Source organism: Desulfovectis peckii (genome assembly GCF_055391705.1).
Window position 1 is genome coordinate 1,190,003 of sequence record NZ_AP042409.1, and the last position, 16,388, is coordinate 1,206,390.

Below are 16,388 nucleotides of genomic sequence, written 5' to 3' on the forward strand. Positions count from 1 at the left end.
TTATATATGTTTATAGCCGGGTAATTTTATTATGTAATCATAAATTTTTTGGGCAGCCAAATCTAAATCTTCACTGTCTACACATAAATCGTAACTGTCATCATGAGTCTCTGGGTATTTATACAGCTTATCGTAATAGTTTACCAGTAAATAAGTAAATACTTCTTCAAAATTACCTGCGGCCAGCATACTGTTTAACTCCGCCACTTTTTGCCGGCCCAAATACTTCACCAGTTTGGATGTAGAAACCTGCAGTTCTTCAATATTGTGGTTCGGGCCGACGGTATAATCTTCAATGATGCGCTGTACTCTAGTCCTTAGTTTAGCATAAATCAAAATTTTGTAACCGTCTTTTAATGTATTCATTACCGCAGGCGGCACATTTAATTTGCCAAGGCGTTTGCTTTCGCATTCAGCAATAAAATAATTGCTGTTTTCAAACTTTACCAGTTTTTCGGCGATACCGGATTCAAACTTCTTTTGCGAGGGCGACGGAGGCATGGCTATTTTGCCGTAAACCGACCCGCGGTGATGGGCAAGGCCTTCTAAATCTAATACCGGCGCCCCCATCTCTTGCAAACGTTCTAAAATGTGCGTTTTGCCTACGCCGGTTAACCCGTACAGCACCACTGCCCGATGCGGCAGCCGCTCACCGTACAGGTAACGATAAACCAGTTTACGGTAAGCCTTGTATCCACCAATGATGCGCCTTACCGGCACCCCCATGCTGTCCATTACACCGGCGGCAAATTGACTGCGCATGCCGCCGCGCCAGCAGTACAGTACCAAGGGCTTTTCTTTAGACAGTTTTCTCATTGTGACGTAAAAACTTTTTAATTTCGGCCCGAAAATTTCCAAACCCAGCTGTTTTGCCGCTTCCGGGCCTGCTTGTTTATAAGTGGTACCAATTTGCGCCCTTTCTTCATTATTAAAGAGCGGCACATTAATCGCACCCGGCAGTGAATCTGTTTGATATTCTTTTTCTGAACGCAAGTCTATGTAATGAACCTTTGATAATTTTAAGGCTTCTTCCACAGAGATGTCTTGATACATGGTTAATCCTTCCAATTTATTTCTCTAATAGATATTAACATTCCTGCTCTGTTATTTAAATGTTTATGATGCTACATATGGGGCAAATTATCCCTCCGTAGGAGGGTTAAGCCACACTCCTTATTTATCATATTTATCATAACATAATATCTTACCTTACAGGTAACTTTCCTTCATTATGTATCGCCCTTAGCGGTATCAATTAGGCATTTGTTTAGCGAACATTTAGTTGTTTTCGCAAGGGATTATATCACTTTTTATGATATAACTCAATAAAGCCGCATAATGAGCGGCTTTATATAGCTTCTTTAAGCTAGGATTTGTTTTTGTTATCGTCCTGTTTGTTTTCGTTTTTAAATACCTGATTGTACTGCTCCATAGTCATTAAAATCTGCCGGGGTTTACTGCCTTCATAGCCGCCGACAATCCCTCTTTGTTCCATCGCATCAATTAGGCGCGCCGCCCGGGCATAGCCAATATGCAGCCGCCGTTGCAGCATTGAGATCGACGCTTGTCCGGCCTCAATCAATATTTTTACCGCCTGGGGCATCAGCTCATCTTCAAAGGCAGGCTGCTGCTCTTCTTCCGGCACAGCTTGCACTACTTTTTCATCATAAACCGGTTTGGCTTGCTTCTTTAAGAAGTTAACCAGTTCTTCCACTTCTTTGTCGGAAAGGTAGGCCCCCTGCACCCGGGCCGGTTTGGACGCCCCCACCGGGTAAAACAGCATGTCTCCTTTGCCCAGCAGTTTTTCTGCACCGGCCATATCTAAAATGGTGCGAGAATCTATCTGGGAAGATACCGCAAAGGATATGCGGGAAGGAATATTGGCCTTAATTAGGCCGGTGATCACATCTACACTGGGCCGCTGGGTGGCAACCACCAGGTGAATGCCTGCCGCCCGCGCCATTTGCGCAAGCCGGCATACTGCGTCTTCCACATCGGCCGGTGCCACCATCATTAAGTCGGCAAGCTCGTCAATAATTACCACAATTAAGGGCAACATTTTATGCTTTGAGTCCGGCGGCTGTGACTTAAACATGTTGTTGTATCTGGTAATGTCGCGCACGCCGCTTTCAGCAAACAAGTTATAGCGGCGCTCCATTTCTTTTACCGCCCAGCGCAGCGATGCCGCCGCCTTTTTAGGATCGGTAACCACCGGCGACACTAAATGGGGCACACCGTTATAGTTGGCCAGTTCTACCATTTTGGGGTCAATCATTAACAGCTTAACTTCGTTTGGCGTGGCTTTATACAAAATGCTGCAGATGATAGTGTTTAAGCAAACGCTTTTACCTGAACCGGTTGCTCCGGCAATTAATAAGTGCGGCATTTTACTTAAGTCTGCCACCACCGAATTGCCGGCTATATCTTTCCCTAAAGCAATGGTTAACCGGGAAGCCGATTGAACAAATTCCCTGCTCTCTAATAAATCTCTTAAATGCACCATTGCTATTTCTTTATTGGGAATCTCAATACCGATTGCCGCCTTGCCGGGTATGGGCGCTTCAATGCGCACATCCGGTGCGGCCATAGACAAGGCAATGTCATCGGCCAGGCTGACAATTCTGCTCACCTTCACCCCTACCGGCGGTTGAATTTCAAAACGGGTAATGGCCGGCCCACGGGAAACATGAATGACTTTGGCCTTAATGCCGAAGCTTTCCAGGGTCTTTTCCAGTTTGTCGGCCTGTTCCTTAATTTCTTTGGCGCTGCCGCCGCTTTTGCCGCGGTTGGGACGGGAAAGCAGGGTTAGCGGCGGCAGTTGATAGCTGGGAGTATCTTCAATTGACAGCTTGGTATATGTAACCGGCGGTTTATCGCTATCCCAAGCTTCCGCTTCATCGTCATTTTCACTGCTTTCCGCTACGGTAATCACTGAGGGCGAATCGGCAAGGGCAGTAGATTTATTTGGCTCTGCCGGCTCGTCCTCTTGCGACACACCGTCAATAAAAAGCTTTCCCGGGGGGATGGTATCTTGTTCATGGTCAGCTTCCTTTTTTTTCTTGCCGGTATCTTCCTCTACTTCTTCCTCGGTAAACAAAAAGTTAATCAAAGAATCCTTAATGCCGGTTAATCCGTTTTGACTGCGTTTAAACAACCCACCCACCAGTGCGGTAAGGGGTTGATTGGTAATTAAAAGCAGCGCTACCAGTGTAGCCGCCGTTAAAATAATATAACTGCCGGTTTGTCCAAAAGCTTTTTGCAAAACATAACTAAAAGCGGCACCGATAATACCGCCGCCCATTCCTTCATAACCAAGGGCAAAGGCCTGCTCAAGGGGATACTGCATATGCATTACCGTTAAGGTAATGAAAAACAGCATTGCGGCACCGTATACCTTAACGCTTATTGTAGAACGGGAGCGCTGCAGCATTAAACGCAGGCCGAAAACACCCAATATTAAAGGAAAGATGATGCGCCCTTCCCCGCAGATGCCTTTTGATACCCGGCCGATAAAGTTGCCGATTGCTCCCAGGGAAGGATTATAAAAGCTGGCCAACCCCAGTATTGCCAGAGCCAGCAGTGATATGCCCAATATTTCATATTTTAGCTCGTCTTTTAATATCCTGAGAAGCCGCAACAAACGCACCCCCACGTGTATATTATACTACAAAAATTACCAGATTCCTTTTAGCTTAAAGTTTTGCCCGGATTTGCATAATTAACCCAAAATGGCACATATTACAGTTGTGACCAAGCTTACATTCGGAAAGGAGGGGCATGATGCACCAATTTACCATACGCGAACTAATAGACATGCAGGATCATCTGCGGCTGGAATCAACTAACATTGCCAGTTTTCAGCACTATGCCCGGGAATGTGTAGACCCGCAGATGAAAAACCTCTGCCAGCAAATGGCTCAGCGCCGCATGCAAGCATTTCAAATGTTAAGCCAATTTATCGGCCCAAATATGCACTAAAGGAGGGATAAGAGATGGGTCAAACAACGGATCAAATTCGGGATAAAGATTTGGCCATGGCAATGTTAATGGATTTAAAACATACCTGCGAATGCTTAAACCAAAAAATTTTAGAAGCCAGCAACCCGCAACTGCGGCAAAGCTATATAAACATCCTTCATGAAACCTATAACGAGCAGCAGCATTTATTTAACTACATGCAGCAAAAGGGTTGGTATCCGACAATGACCGCCCATCAGCAGGATATCAGCACAATTGCCGGCAGCATTAGCCAAATGCAGCAAGAAATAACACAAAAGTTAAATCAAACAAACTACAACTATCAGCAGCAGCATTCAGGACAAAACTACTACAGTAATCAAAGCTATTAAAGTGCCAATAACCATCGGAAAGCTTTTCCCCGATGGTTATTTATTTTGCAAGCAAAAAACAATGGCCTTAGGGCCGATAACCAATAAGCCCAGGGCTATGCGGAAACGGCGATAAACCCTACTGCCGCTGAAGAAACCCGCTGTTTATATCAGCCAGGGCGATATCTTTTAGTTGCAGCACACCGGCGCCAAAAATAATCGGTGTGGAAATACTTGCCATTCAGTCAAGCTACCGCCTCTAAAACCCTGTTCGTATCAACCGAACATGCGTATTATATCACACCGTAAATTGTCTTCAAAGAAAAAGGTAAAAAATAGCGATTTTTAATTTAAATATATGCCGCCGCCCCAAAAAAAGAACCGAGGAAAAAAACCCTCGGCTCATGCTTACAGGCGCACTAACGCACCCGGCATATAATCGGGACGCAGGTAATCATAAGGATTGGTTGATATTAAACGCACCACACTGGCGGTGCCGTCTAAATTATCCTTTACAATCAGCTTGCCGTTGCTAATGGGTATTTCTTTTTGATTTTGTTGGGCGGTTTGGCTTTCAAAGCCTTCCAATACCAGCTCTAACTGCATCGGGGTGTATAAAATCATTGCAGCGGCAAGCCTCCCCCCTGCTTGCGCTGTTCAATCAATTCTTTAAGTTTTTTCACCGCTTTGCCGACACCGCCCACCTCATCAATTAGGCCCACTTTCACCGCATCCTTGCCGATTAACACGGTGCCGATATCCCGCGCCAACTCACCTGTGCGGAACATCAGCTCGCGGAATTTCTCTTCACTGATGTTGGAATGTTCTACAACAAATTTAACCACGCGATCCTGCATTTTATCTAAATACTCATAGGTTTGCGGCACACCTATCACCAAGCCGTTGAGCCTAATGGGGTGAATAGTCATGCTGGCGGTTTCGGCAATAAAACTGTAGTCGCTGGCCACCGCAATCGGCCCGCCGATAGAGTGGCCGCCGCCCAATACTATACTTACCGTTGGCTTGCTCATGCTGGCAATCATTTCGGCAATGCAAAGCCCGGCCTCAACATCGCCGCCGACGGTGTTGAGAATTACCAGCACCCCTTCCACCTCATCATTTTGCTCTAAACCTACCAGTTGGGGAATAATATGCTCGTACTTGGTGGTTTTATTTTGCGGCGGCAGGGTTAAATGCCCTTCAATTTGACCAATGATGGTAACTACATGAATATTGCTTTTTAATTCCGGAACTTCCGGCGTACCCAACTCACGGATGGCATCTAAAGTGCTTTTGCTTTTGCCAACCACGCGTTTTTTCCCCGGTTCGGCGGCGGGCTCCGGCGGTAAATTCCCCGGATGTTGCCCCGGAACCTGCGGCCCCGGATCCGGCATTGGGTTGGTACTGGGGTTAAAGCCAGGCCCCGGCTGCTGTTGAAACTGATTAGGAAAACTGTCGAAAAAATAGCGATCTGACATACTGGATCACTCCTTAACAAAATTCATGTATAGTATGGCACTTTATCCAGAAAAATACACAAAAAATATGGGGCGGGGAGGCTTCCTTGCTCTTACAGCCGCCAGTCAACCATCAATGTAATGTTTCTTAACGGGCAGGCAGGTTAGCCCGCCCCTGTGGAGGAAGGAACTGAAAATACACAAAAAAAATTGGCTGTTGCACTACACGCTTGCAGGTACGCTTTCCTTCCCTGCATAACCTTGTGCAACAGCCTCATGAAGAGAAGAGGTATTGATTTTAAGGGTCCAATTGGGTGGTAGGCTTAACTTGTGTTTTAGGGCCAAATATTTTATCAACAGCTCACAGGTTTTATAATAAAGCTGACGGCATTGTAGCTCGCCGGCAATACAATAGCTGATTAAAGCAATTAATCCGCTGTCTTCGGCACTGTCAGCGGCAATGTTTTTCAATTGATACCTTCCTTTGCCGCGCAATCCCGGTTTCACCTGTACCGGGCGGATTATTTCTATGCCCATGCTTTCAATATCGTTAAGATAGCGGTAAACATTTCGCGTGCTCACCCCGCACAATGCTGCCAGTTCGGTAATTGTTGAACCGCCATGGGGAGTTGTTCGATGTAATTCGTTAATAATTAAACTAATATTATTTATGCGCGCGTTTTTTCTTTTTTGCTTAGTCACTGCTGCGCACCTCCTAAACTACGGCCGCTCTCCGCGCCCAACAACAATATATTGCCAAGATATTTAACCCTTGCCGGTTCATTCAGAGAATATTATTAACAGAGGATTAGTACCGAGGATGTTTGAGCGTTAAGAATAAAAGTAATGTAGTGTAAAGGCCTTGGCACCCTGTTAAGAAACGCTACTTTTTTAAAAAAGGGGCAGGGGTGAGGGGTGAACCTGCCCCTATGATGAAGGGGAACTGAACGATAAATTGTAGGAGACAGTCTTGGCCGCTCTACCTTGTTTAGATAAGTAAAAGCGGTCAAGACAGTACCCTACCTGATGCTAACTGCAAAAATTGCTAACCGGTTGTAAAGGTCAAGTGCTTTACAGCCCATAAACAAGGTTACTTTTTGTAAAAAAGGGCAGGGGTGAACCCTGCCCCTGCAGGCGATGTGTAGCAGGGATGCCAATATCCCCTGTGGCGTCATATAAAATCCCTGCCAGTGATTGATATTTAAAGATCGCCCGATTAAAGAGCGACCCTTGAGATAAGGTGCGTCGCGTCCTCAGGCAGATATATGCAAATTTAACTTGCTTTCTTTCCGCTTGCCAAGATGCCTACACCTTCAAAGAGGAAGTAAATGGCATAGCCAAGCAGTACAGTGTAGAAAATGTAGAACACCATCGCGAAAGTTGCTATTCCGGTAGCCTCAGATATAGGCCGTCCTTCAATGCCGAAATAGTTGTAACCGGGTTCCGGCCCTTTAACCTTTACATCGTTAATAAATTTTGACGCTTCAAATTCCCCTCTTGCTTGTAAATCTTTGTAGATTTTATCCAAGGATAACCACCAGGTGTACAAGGCTTCTTTGGCATCTAAACCGTATTTGTTTTCAAAGTAAGCGGCGTTATTGCTAAAGCCCTGATCGCTATCTTGCAAAATGGCTTTAGTAATTAACCCGTAGTCTCCGGATATATTAACCTTAACCTCTTCTGTAACTTCCGCCTTTGCCCCAATTCTGTCAAACATGGCTGCTATGGTTTGGGCCTGTTCCGGGTCGTCTGCCTTTACTGTCGCGTTTAGCTCCGTCCCGGTTTTTTCTTCAGCCTGGTTTATTAAATCCGGAATTTGGTAGCAAGAAGCTTTAGAGAGCTCGTTAAATAAATTGTCAGCGTAGTCAAAGGCATTCATATTGTTAAATGACGGTGTCCACATGTAAGCAAATATGGCTAAGAACACTACAAACAGAACTATGCCAATGTAAAATTCTTTCTTATGGACTATCATTATTGGCTCACTCCCTTCCCGGTGCCTGGGCTAAGCCCACTTTTGGCTATGGCATCCGCCCGCAGCCGGCCTACATTAGCAAAGAACTTAGCAAACACCCATAGGCCGAAGAAAGTGATAATCCCGAAGAATAACACATTACCTACTGTGTTAATCATGTTTGCCGTTCCGGCACTCATTTCCAAATAGCCTAAAGATTGCATCTTGCCGGGCAGGGCGCAAAAACGGTTAACAAAACCGGCTAAAATAGTGATAGCATAAAAGCCTTTAATAGTACTGCCGGAAACTACTTTAGTGGTAATGGCACCGACTTGCACACCAATCAGTGAGCCAAGCAGCATACCCATAGCCAGGGTATAGAATACATAACCATAGATGGCATATTGGATAATGGAACTATAACCGGCTGTAAAGATAATTTGGAATACGTCGGTACCTACAGTTGTACTTGTGGATACACCCAAGCCGTAAACAAAAGCCGGGAAGGTAAGGAATCCGCCGCCAACACCCATCATAGCGGCGCACAAGCCAACGGCAGCACCTACTATAGCGACAAACCAGAAGGAAATGCTTCTGCCGCCGGGGAATTTGTCTTCGTCAAATTTAACTATTGGCGGCAACTTGATGCTTTGCAACCATCTGGCTAAGCCGGTCAGTCTTTCTTGCTCAGCGCTTGTTTCCGGGACTTTTCTGTATTTCAGGTAGTCGGCCATGGCATAAATACCCAAAAAGCCCAGTATTAACGCATAAATGGTGCTGATCACTAAGTCACTGACTATCGGGTTGTAATTATACAGTGCCCGGTTAATGTAACCCCCTAAGGTTACCCCAATAAATGAACCGACCAAAAACGATATTGCTAATTTAACGTTGATGTTGCCGAGCTTCTTGTGCACGGCAGAGCCCATGATGGCTTTGGCAAAGATGTGGAACTGGTCAGTACCGACTGCCAGGATACCCTTCACCCCAAAGCTCATCAGCGCCGGTGTAATAATGAAACCGCCGCCGGCACCGATACAACCGGTAATTAAACCGGCACAAAGCCCGACTAATATTGACCCGTAAAATATTTTAGGGGTGAAAAAAGCCGGGGCATAGGCCGCTTTGCCACCCAAGGATTCAGGCAGCAATGAAGCTGCATGAGCCATAGCCGGAATTATAACCGGCAAGCACATTAACAGCAGCAGAAGCAGCCGCTTTTTATTGTGCAGGATATTCATCGAGCACTCATATTCCCAACGGGCATAGGCTCTTGTTGCCTGCATGAGCCCGGTATAAATTGCTCTCCCGCTCATAGGTAAACCTCCTTAACTTTAAAAATTTCTCCAACATAAGCTAAAAGCACGTATATGGATTAAAATTTTTTATCTAACCGCTAAATTAAGGTGCTTTTTGCCCTTTGCTTCCCCCCTTTCTGATTAACTATTTATGTTAAATAAAAAGTGCACTCTTCAGAAAACCGAAGGGTGCACCTTTTATTCACCTAAGTCCGGTGAAATATTTATTAAGTTGCTCAAACTGATTAATAATTTGTTCATGGCACTGTCGCGAATGCGAAAGCAACTTTGAACACTGCAGCCCATTTGCCTGGCTGTTTCCTGCATAGTATTTTCGTTTATATAGCGAAGCTTAATAAATTCCCTTTCATCATCAGGCAATATTTTTAATGCTTCATCTATGGAATTAACTATTGCTTTGTAAATACTTAACTGTTCCTTAAGGCGGACGTTATTTTTATTTATTGCCACTTGGTCTAAAGACAGTTGAATATTTTTCATTCCTGTTTGGTATATTTTGTAGTTATTCAAATGCTTGACAATGATTTTTGTTTTGTTTTTCATTAAATTACACCCCCGCTATATCGTTTGTTTTTTAGTTCCCTTATATTAAAGGGGGTAGTTAGTGCCTTGTGTAACAATAGAAAATAGCTAGTGTTTTGGGTCACAATTAAGATTTAAAAGCACCTCCGTGCCTCGGAAGTGCCTTTAATTTTTTATCGTTTTCTGTAATTTTTGTTTATTTTTGTATCCCGGTTACCTGTTAGATAGCATATTAGCATACTTTTAGAGAAAAAACTTACACTTTTAATATGCAAAAATTAAAACAAAACTCTACCAAAACTCTATTAAAACTTTAAGGTGCTAATTGGACTGGCTAGTGTTATAAGTCACAAGCAGAATTAAAAAAAACACCTCCCGATGTTTAAAAATGCCTAGGACCTAAAACAAAAAACACTTCCTTATTAGAAAGTGTTTTTTGTTTCGGGGTTTCTTATGTACAATAATTAAACTAAAACTTTACAGGAAATTTATTAAAACCATACTGGACATCTACTAATTGTCTGTTTTATTTTTTTTACTATTTTGTTGGATAGCATATTACCATATTTTTAGGGAGAAAACCTACACTTTTAATATACATAAAATAAAACAAAAATCTACTGAAAATCTACTGAAACTCTACTAAAAATTGAAGGGCTGGAAAATATGCCTAAATGGCCTTGGCTACAAGGTGCCGGTTTCTAGGCCGTCCCATAAAGAGCCTATAAATAAATGTTGCATTTATAGGAACGGGCAGGGTTAACCTCCCCGCCCCGGGTTCGTTTATGCTCTACTTTACAGCAATCGCTTTTTTAAACATATATTCTTTAAGGGGTTTTATGCCTCCGCCAAGGGAAATCAGCTTAAATATTTCTTCCTTATGTTCCTTATCCCAGCAGGAACCGGCAAGACGAGTTACAGGAGTGTCTTGCCAGCCTTGGGGAAACATGGGGGTAGAAGGCCCCACCATAACAATTTCCCGCGCGTTGGGGCATAACTGCAACAGGTAGTCGATAGTGCCGTTAATAGTAGTAGTGCCGCTTAAAATAACTATGTCACATTGGGGTAACAGTTCCGGCTGTTTTTCCATCCCATACAACAGTTCATTATCCTGATCAAGGGACATAGCCTTATCGAAGATAATTAATTTTTTCACCGATTTGGATATTTGGGCAGCTAACGGCTTAATAAAACCGACCATACCGACAACGTCATCAGATTTCATCTCTATGCCAAAAGGCATATCTTCTATGTTGTCATCAGGTAATTGTTGGGCACAGGAAGCGGCAGTAAGTACTGATGTGCCGATTGCCCTTTGCAAAGCGTTTTCTCCCGAGATAACCCAGCCGGCAATCTCTGTTGCCGCTTTGCCAATCACCTCTTGTGCAAAAGGAAAATTTGAACACCCACAAGAAATCTCTTCACGCAAAACATAAGATACACCTACGTTGCCGTCGCTAAGTTGGCAACCGATTAAAGAAATACCAACCACTAAATCGCTGACTGTTTTGCCGGCCAAAAAGGGTTCGGCATAAGCCAGCACTTTTTTCATTATCATAAACTTTCCTCCTAAGGGGTTTATTCAAAAAGCCTATTCCTCAATAGGTTGGATTAAAATTAGGTCATTTAATTTACCGCTTGCTATTTGCATGCCCGGAAAAGAAGCATTGATCGCACCGGAAAGAGTACCTCTAATTTCGCCGTTAGCACTTTCTTCCGGCTTGACGGGAATATGGAACTTATCGGTAGCAACAAAGCGATAATTTTGTTGGGTATCCCAACCGACATTGGCAATAACTTCCGCCGCATTATGGGTAGAACCGCTAACAACAGAATAAATAGCTTCCCCGCCTTCTGTGGTGGCAAAAAGAAAATCATTAATTTCTGTGCCGCTCTTGGGGTTATAAAGTACCGGAGCTGCATCTGAAGTAAAATCAACAATCACATAAAGACCGGAGAAATCTTCAGCGCTGATTTTTTGTGTACTGCCGTCATTATTGGTAACGGTAACTTCCCCGGTGCAGCCCTTTGTAAGAAAATTAAGCGCATAGCTGATTGGATAGGCAGCCACGGTATTGCCCTTATATTCAATGTTTTCTGTAACCGGCTTATTATCGGCATTATAAAAACCTTCACGGGAAAAATTTAAAGCATTTTGCAGGAACACAATATGTTTAGCAGCGGGCAATTCATCATAAGGTACCATTGTTGCTTTATAGTTTGGCTTGTTTTCTTTATCTTTGGCAGCCTCATCGCCGGCAGTTTCTACAGAATTCGCCGGTTTTTCCGGATTGGCCCCATTATCGGTACCACAGGCAGTAAGAGTAAACAGCATTACTACTATAAGCAACATAGAAATTAATGTTTTTTTCATGTTAATTCCCTCCCAATATTGTTACTCTATATTCGGCTCACAAAAACGAATACGCTTAGTACCCGATTTAGCCTCGTAAATTTTAACTTCTAACCCATAGGTTTTACTGAGATTTTCTTCAGTCATTACCTCTTCCACCGGGCCGTGAGCTACCATGCCTTGATAGCTCAACATGGCAACGCTGGTGCCAATCTTCCAGGCGTGGTTGGGAAAATGGCTGGTCATCACGATAGTCATTCCCTTTTGAGAGAGCTTTTTAATAGTGCGCAGCACCATAGCTTGATTTTTAAAATCTAAATGAGATGTAGGCTCATCAAAAAGGATAATCTCCGGCTGTTGGCAAAGGGTACGGGCAATCAATACCAGTTGACGTTCACCGCCCGAAATATGAGTATAGCTTTTACCCGCCAAATGAGCGATGCCCAATTCTTCCATGATACTGTAAGCCAGTTCGGTATCCTTTTGAGAAGGGGTGTCAAACATGCCTAAATGGGGAGTGCGGCCCATCCTTACCACCTCTAGCGAAGTGTACGGAAAAGGCGCACTGTGCTCTTGAAAGACAACGCCCATCGTTTGTGCCAATTCAGTAACAGAATAATCTTTGATATTTTTTCCGTTCACATAAATAGAACCGGATTTTAAAGAATAGCTACCGTTAATGCAATTAAACAAAGTAGTTTTACCGCATCCGTTGGGCCCAAGCAGGCACAAACATTCACCCTCTTCAACATCGATATTTATATTCTCCCAAACCGGTTTACCGTCATCGTAAGCAAAGCAGGCATTTTTAACAGAAAGCTTAATGCTCATCAGTTCCAGCCTCCCTTGGTCTTACGGAGCAAATAGGCAAAAACAGGGGCACCGATTACTGCGGTTAAAATACCAAGGGGTATTTCAGTGGTAGACAATAAACGGCAAAGGTTATCGATCATAATTAAATACCCGGCACCAACGATCATCGTTGCCGGAATGAGAACTTTATGATCCGGCCCCACAATCATGCGGCAAAAATGGGGTATTACCTGCCCCACCCAACCGATAATGCCGCAAAATGCCACTGCAGTGGAAGAAATGACAGTGGTGCAGACAATAATGATTAACTTAATCAGCTCATTATTAACACCCAGTGCCCGGGATTCCCGATCGCCCATTGATAAAACATTAAGCTTCCAGCGCACCAGATAAAGCCCGAACATGGATATACAGATGGGGATAGTAGCAATGGGCAGATCATCAAGACTTACGCTGCCGAGACTACCCATTAACCAAAAGGTAATGGCGGGAAGCTTTTCATCATCATCGGCGATAAATTTAACCAATGATAACATGGCCTGGAAAAAAGCCGATACCACCATCCCGGAAAGAACCAGCATCAGTATGGGGGTAACCTTATAAATACGGGCCGTAGTATAAGTGATGGCAACAGCTATGATCCCGAAGATAAAAGCCAGCCCCTGAATGGCAAATGCAGGTAGTTCCAGCACCAGACCAATTGCGGCGCCAAAACTTGCACCCGCAGAGACACCTAAAATAAAAGGGCTGACCAGCGGGTTTTGAAACATCCCCTGGAAGGCCGCTCCCGACATGGATAGACCGGCACCTACCAGGGCAGCCATGATGGCCCGCGGCAGACGTACTTTTATTACTACAGTTTCCGCAGTCTGATCCCAAAAAGGTTCAATTGGTAAACCAAACACTTTATTAGCCAATATAGCTATAACTTCAGCCGGCGGAACAAAATAGCGACCTAAAAAAAGTGATGTAATAAAAAGGCATACCGGAAAAACAGCCATCATCAGCCACTTAAAAAGAGATGGCTTTTTTTCTATATTTTTTACGGCGTTAATCATAGCTCAGGTTCTTCCCCAACTCTTTCATACCATCCGTCCAGAATCTTCTGCGCTTGTTCATCAGTTAATTCATACTCATAAAACTCTTGATAGTAGTATTTAACTTCCTCAATCATATCGATATCAGAAAACAATTCAGGTTGCAGTATTGTTGACAACCAAAGCAGCATTAAAGTAGAAGTGGTTCCTTTATCCATAAAGAAAATTCCGGCGGGTATGCGGTAAAGCTGTTTATTTTTCACCGCGCTTAATGACGCCCATATTGAATTTTCTTTATACATGCTCTCGATAACCAATTCCGGATAATTACCATGGTTATCAACTAAAATTACGTCCGGATCCCAATTAAACAGTTGTTCTTTGGTAACTTCCGGGAAATTACCGCTTCCGGATTCAGGGCCAACTAACTTACCGCCACAAAGCCAGATCTGATAAGCCAGATTGGTTACCGGGTAGGAAGCAAGAATGTTTTCTCCCCAGGTATTTCCCCAAAAGACCGTTTTGCGCTGTTCATCGGTAAGTTCATGTGTGCGTTCATAAATCATGGTTAATTTTTCGGTGCAATATTCTGCCCAGTCTTCCGCTTCCTGAATGGCTTCCCCACCTAAGATCTCAGCCAAAGTTTTTACCGCTAAAGTAGAATTGTGAATATATTGATCTAAACTTTGTGACATCACTTCTTCTAAAGAAGTAATCGGATTGGTGTTCAAAGTAAGCACAACAGCCGGAATATCAACGGCTTCAAACTTCTTAAGTTCATTATCGTTGTTATAATAAATAACCAAATCAATATTACGGCTTATATAATCTTCAATATTTACTGCAGAGCTGGGGTTGGCACCGATACCGTCATAATTGGCTAAATCCGGGTTGGTAAGCAAGGCCAAAGGATAATTAGTAGTGTGGCCGCTTTTCACCATGGCAATGCGATCATGTCCACCCAACATAAATACCATCTCATAAGAGGGGCCGGTCATGGCGGCAATGCGTGTCGGATTAGCCGGAACGGCTACCGTTCTGCCGGCCAGATCCGTTATTACTTTGGTATTGGTATTGGCAGATTCCTCTGATTGACAGCCGGAAAAAAGCAATAAAGTTAAGATTATTAGTAAAGATAAAGCAAGCTTTTTTTTCATAATTATCTCTTCCTTACCAGTTGTTTGCTGTGCTCTTTTGAAATTTTAATCATACCAAAATATAAAGTAACTTGAACCCGCAATAGCTTTTAGGTAAAATCTGCGCCCTCAATTACGTTAAATACATAAAAAAAGCACCTCCTTTAAGAAGTGCCAAACATAACAGATGCAATTTTGTTGACACTCCTTTTCAAACACGGAAGGCAGCACAGTTTCCCGTACTACCCAGCGGCTAAACATTCATAGTTACCCGTAGAATGTTTAGCTCGGAGTAATTATGTGATTAACTATTTAACCACATAATATTCAGTGTTATTTAAATTGTCAAATTAGAAATATTTTTTAGATCGTGCCCACTAGTACAATCTAATTTTTATCTATATCGCCTGTTGAAGGCAGTCAAACAAAATAAGGGATAAATACATATTTACTGCTTAAAGAACACCTTTCCTTCCCCTTTCATAATATGTTCTAAGGAAAATATTGTTAAAGGGGGATTTTTTATGTTATCAAGGCGGGAGTTTATTAGACTTTCTTTGGAAATAAACCTGTTTTTTCAGCGGATCATGAAAGAGCATTTGTTTTTTATTGAAACCAATTTGCAGCCGGTTGAACCTAACTATATTACAGAGGCCAATACACTAAAACAAAGTTTTGAAGAGCTTTTAGCGCAAACGGTATTTTATGCCAATGGGGTGGTATCCAAAGATGCCGTAAGGGCAAATGAATTTGTCACACCATACACTTTAAGAGCGGAAAAATTAAACTCAAAATTAACCGGAGCCAGTATTGATACCGAAATTACCCAGGCGGAACTGGAATTAGCCGGCGATGAAGATAATTATTACTGCCGGCTAGAAAAGATAGTATGTGATTTAAATTCCAGATCATTAAATCTGCTGCAAGAGGTAATTGACTTTCAAAATGAACTGATAGACCGGGTGCAGGAGTGTGAAATATTTATTGGCTTATATCCGGAAATGCTGATCCACGATATACTGGAAGCAGAATACTACCAAGAATTATTAAATGCGCTGCAAGCCAGAAGAATGCCCAGAAGGCTTCAATGCTCAGAGCTAAATTTCTGGAATCATATCATGGCCGAACACGCACAGTTTATTGACGGAATGCTGGACCCCACAGAAAGAGATTTAAAGGAAACTGCCGCCAGCTTTGCCGAAATATTTGAAAGGCTGGTTAACAAATGCATAGAATCGGCGGAAAGACAAATAGCCCGAAAAAGCCTGGAAAATACCGAGGATCTTAGGGACTTTAAAAGAACCGCTACCCAGGGACTGTTAGATTGCGAAATTAAATCCGTTATTCCGCCCCTTTTGGCAGATCACGTACTGCGTGAAGCCAATCATTATTTAAGACTGTTGAGAAGCATGCCCTGTCAGCAAGACTGATTTAAAAAATTTGCCGCTCTGATGGGCACTTCATCAGAG

16 protein-coding genes and 1 riboswitch are annotated in these 16,388 nt (G+C 43.3%); of the genes, 3 read left to right on the forward strand and 13 right to left on the reverse strand.

Annotated elements, in window-relative coordinates; genetic code table 11:
* Both mnmH and ACZ5NG_RS05975 read right to left on the reverse strand, forming a co-directional pair.
* Entirely contained in the window at nucleotides 1-1,053 is a 1,053-nt protein-coding gene (gene mnmH / locus ACZ5NG_RS05970) for a tRNA 2-selenouridine(34) synthase MnmH (RefSeq protein ID WP_464253070.1), read from the reverse strand.
* A 313-nt stretch (nucleotides 1,054-1,366) separates the two neighbouring features.
* Nucleotides 1,367-3,637 carry a DNA translocase FtsK gene (locus tag ACZ5NG_RS05975; protein ID WP_464253071.1) on the reverse strand — a complete coding sequence of 757 codons (2,271 nt, stop codon included), beginning with the start codon at nucleotides 3,635-3,637 and terminating at the stop codon, nucleotides 1,367-1,369.
* A 140-nt stretch (nucleotides 3,638-3,777) separates the two neighbouring features.
* Between ACZ5NG_RS05975 and ACZ5NG_RS05980 the strand changes: the two genes are divergently transcribed.
* Nucleotides 3,778-3,978 carry a ferritin family protein gene (locus tag ACZ5NG_RS05980; protein ID WP_464250914.1) on the forward strand — a complete coding sequence of 67 codons (201 nt, stop codon included), beginning with the start codon at nucleotides 3,778-3,780 and terminating at the stop codon, nucleotides 3,976-3,978.
* A gap of 14 nt (nucleotides 3,979-3,992) precedes the next feature.
* Nucleotides 3,993-4,349: a spore coat protein gene (locus ACZ5NG_RS05985; RefSeq protein WP_464250915.1), complete on the forward strand. Its 357-nt coding sequence runs from the start codon at nucleotides 3,993-3,995 to the stop codon at nucleotides 4,347-4,349.
* A 387-nt stretch (nucleotides 4,350-4,736) separates the two neighbouring features.
* Here ACZ5NG_RS05985 and ACZ5NG_RS05990 read toward each other — a convergent pair whose 3' ends face one another.
* The 11 genes from ACZ5NG_RS05990 to ACZ5NG_RS06040 all read right to left on the reverse strand — a co-directional run bounded on the left by ACZ5NG_RS05990 (nucleotide 4,737) and on the right by ACZ5NG_RS06040 (nucleotide 14,940).
* Nucleotides 4,737-4,952 (reverse strand): YlzJ-like family protein, encoded by a 216-nt coding sequence (locus ACZ5NG_RS05990; protein WP_464250916.1) that lies wholly within the window; start codon nucleotides 4,950-4,952, stop codon nucleotides 4,737-4,739.
* On the reverse strand, nucleotides 4,949-5,806 hold the full coding sequence (locus ACZ5NG_RS05995) for a ClpP family protease (protein WP_464250917.1): 858 nt from the start codon (nucleotides 5,804-5,806) through the stop codon (nucleotides 4,949-4,951). Before ACZ5NG_RS05995 ends, ACZ5NG_RS05990 begins: the two co-directional genes overlap by 4 nt.
* A 201-nt stretch (nucleotides 5,807-6,007) precedes the next feature.
* The gene (locus ACZ5NG_RS06000; RefSeq protein ID WP_464250918.1) at nucleotides 6,008-6,487 is read right to left on the reverse strand and encodes a hypothetical protein; all 480 of its coding nucleotides are present in this window, start codon (nucleotides 6,485-6,487) and stop codon (nucleotides 6,008-6,010) included.
* Nucleotides 6,488-7,058: 571 nt separating this feature from the next.
* Nucleotides 7,059-7,760, reverse strand: a complete 702-nt coding sequence (locus tag ACZ5NG_RS06005; protein ID WP_464250919.1) for a hypothetical protein — start codon at nucleotides 7,758-7,760, stop codon at nucleotides 7,059-7,061.
* Nucleotides 7,760-9,055, reverse strand: coding sequence for a sulfite exporter TauE/SafE family protein (locus tag ACZ5NG_RS06010; RefSeq protein ID WP_464250920.1), 1,296 nt, complete (start codon nucleotides 9,053-9,055; stop codon nucleotides 7,760-7,762). The genes ACZ5NG_RS06005 and ACZ5NG_RS06010 overlap by 1 nt, the downstream gene beginning before the upstream one ends.
* A 180-nt stretch (nucleotides 9,056-9,235) precedes the next feature.
* Nucleotides 9,236-9,601 (reverse strand): sigma factor-like helix-turn-helix DNA-binding protein, encoded by a 366-nt coding sequence (locus ACZ5NG_RS06015; protein ID WP_464250921.1) that lies wholly within the window; start codon nucleotides 9,599-9,601, stop codon nucleotides 9,236-9,238.
* Between the two features lie 769 nt (nucleotides 9,602-10,370).
* Nucleotides 10,371-11,138 carry a Rossmann-like domain-containing protein gene (locus ACZ5NG_RS06020; protein WP_464250922.1) on the reverse strand — a complete coding sequence of 256 codons (768 nt, stop codon included), beginning with the start codon at nucleotides 11,136-11,138 and terminating at the stop codon, nucleotides 10,371-10,373.
* Between the two features lie 33 nt (nucleotides 11,139-11,171).
* Nucleotides 11,172-11,954 carry a hypothetical protein gene (locus tag ACZ5NG_RS06025; RefSeq protein WP_464250923.1) on the reverse strand — a complete coding sequence of 261 codons (783 nt, stop codon included), beginning with the start codon at nucleotides 11,952-11,954 and terminating at the stop codon, nucleotides 11,172-11,174.
* A gap of 21 nt (nucleotides 11,955-11,975) precedes the next feature.
* A complete protein-coding gene (locus ACZ5NG_RS06030) occupies nucleotides 11,976-12,764 on the reverse strand; it encodes an ABC transporter ATP-binding protein (RefSeq protein WP_464250924.1) in 789 nt (262 codons plus the stop codon).
* Entirely contained in the window at nucleotides 12,764-13,804 is a 1,041-nt protein-coding gene (locus ACZ5NG_RS06035) for a FecCD family ABC transporter permease (RefSeq protein WP_464250925.1), read from the reverse strand. Before ACZ5NG_RS06035 ends, ACZ5NG_RS06030 begins: the two co-directional genes overlap by 1 nt.
* Entirely contained in the window at nucleotides 13,801-14,940 is a 1,140-nt protein-coding gene (locus tag ACZ5NG_RS06040; protein ID WP_464250926.1) for an ABC transporter substrate-binding protein, read from the reverse strand. Before ACZ5NG_RS06040 ends, ACZ5NG_RS06035 begins: the two co-directional genes overlap by 4 nt.
* Nucleotides 14,941-15,107: 167 nt before the next feature.
* A riboswitch (molybdenum cofactor riboswitch) is annotated at nucleotides 15,108-15,224 on the reverse strand.
* Nucleotides 15,225-15,443: 219 nt separating this feature from the next.
* On the opposite strand from ACZ5NG_RS06040, the gene ACZ5NG_RS06045 reads away from it, so the two are divergent.
* Nucleotides 15,444-16,349, forward strand: a complete 906-nt coding sequence (locus tag ACZ5NG_RS06045) for a DUF2935 domain-containing protein (RefSeq protein WP_464250927.1) — start codon at nucleotides 15,444-15,446, stop codon at nucleotides 16,347-16,349.
* Nucleotides 16,350-16,388: the final 39 nt, after the last annotated feature.